General features: G+C 50.1%; 1 protein-coding gene. It reads right to left on the bottom strand.

Annotation, left to right across the window (positions count from 1 at the left end; translation table 11 throughout):
* Positions 1–37: 37 nt before the first annotated feature.
* Positions 38–1,596, bottom strand: a protein-coding gene (locus ACT3TU_RS14095; protein ID WP_443517262.1) for an IS3 family transposase whose coding sequence is annotated in 2 segments (ribosomal slippage) — positions 38–1,131 and positions 1,131–1,596 — 1,560 coding nt in all. Because the reading frame shifts where the segments join, the coding sequence is not laid out codon by codon here.
* Between the last annotated feature and the right edge of the window lie 64 nt (positions 1,597–1,660).

A 1,660-nucleotide genomic window follows, 5' to 3' on the forward strand; every position in this document is an offset into this window, starting at 1 on the left:
CGGAGTTTTTCAAGCTAGTTGTCACCATCAAGCCCAATTAAGCAGCTTGTAATCTCATCTTTTCTGGCTCTTTTACAGGATTCAATGTCGTCGGACCCACAGGCTCGCAATCTCTCACCTTTTGACTGCCCCAACGTATTGGATTTTGAGCTTTAGCTTGCTGCATCGTCAGCTTACGTTTTGCCAGTATTTCCTTATCCTCACCCGTATGGCGCTGACTCGGCGTCACAAAGTTCAGCTGACTGTGTTTGTGCTCATTATTGTACCAGCGCGTGAAGCTCAGCACCCAGTCACGAGCCGCCTCTAAGCTTTTAAAGCCTTGGGTGGGCCAACTAGGACGATACTTGCACGTCTTAAACAAAGACTCTGCAAAGGGGTTGTCATTACTCACACGCGGTCTGCTATATGACGTCACAACGCCTAATTCATAGGCCTTCATCCTCATAGTTTGCGCCTTCATCGGTGTGCCATTGTCTGAGTGTAATACCACACCGCTATGTAGCGCCTTTTCACGGATGAGGGTACGCTCAAGCAGCTGAGCTGCTAATACTCCTGACTCACAATCATACACCTCCTGACCGACAATCTTACGGCTATAGACATCCTCTATCATGTACAGGTAATAGAACTGCCCCCGTATGGGACTTGGCAAATAAGTGATGTCCCAGCACAGCACCTGACCTGGAGCGGTCGCAGTAAAGGTTTGTGGTGCCTTTGATGCGCTAGGGGCTAAGCGACGACCTCGATGGTTGAGCTGATTATGCTGCTTAAGTAGTCGGTAAAAGGTAGACTCTGAGCCATGATATATGCCTTCATCAAGTAAGGTGGGTACGATTTGGGTCGGGGGTAGACTGGCAAAGCGGGGCTGATTGCAGACGGCTATAATGGCGGCTTGTTCCGCTACGCTCATCTTGTTAGCCGGTACAGGGCGGATAGCTTCAGCACGCTTATCTTGCTGCACTTGAGAATCTTTATACCAGCGCCGATAGGTACGCACGCTGATGCCAACCTCACAACAGGCAGGGTTGAGCCTAGCGCCTGCTTGGGTGGCGTCTTGTATCCATTCTATGTACTGGATGCGCTCTGGGAGTGAGGTTAGTCGTCCTCGGGTTCGGTCTCCCAAAACGCATCCAGCTTTTTTCTGAGCACCAGTAAGGCGGCGGTTTCAGCCAAGGCTTTTTCTTTTCGAGCAAGCTCTCGGGTGAGTTGCTTAATCTGCTTGCGGTCTGTCTGCTGTTGACGCTTGTCTTTAAGGCTCTGTTGTTTGCTGCTGCTAAAGCCCTTAAGAGCGTCAGTGCGCCACGCTTTTATTTGCTCAACATAGAGACCTTTACTACGGCAGTATTCGCTAAGCTCGGTCTCGGATAAGCCGCCTGTTTCGATGACGGTGGCAAGTTTGGTCTCGCTTGACCAGTTATCAGGAGTACGTTTATTTGTCGGCATGGGCTGACCTTGTTCTCTGGCGTGATTGCGCCAATTATACAGGGTCTGAAGACCGATGCCTTCCTCTCTTGATACTTGAGCCACGCTTAGGTTTAATGGGGGTTGCAGTTTGCTGAGTATGGCTTGTTTACGATCGTCACTATATCTTGGCATGATTGGTCCTTGTGCCCCCATTTGGATTAATATTTAGGGGTGACAACTATCCTGCCATAGGGGG

Source organism: Psychrobacter sp. AOP3-A1-26, assembly GCF_052378235.1.
Classification (GTDB): Bacteria; Pseudomonadota; Gammaproteobacteria; order Pseudomonadales; family Moraxellaceae; genus Psychrobacter.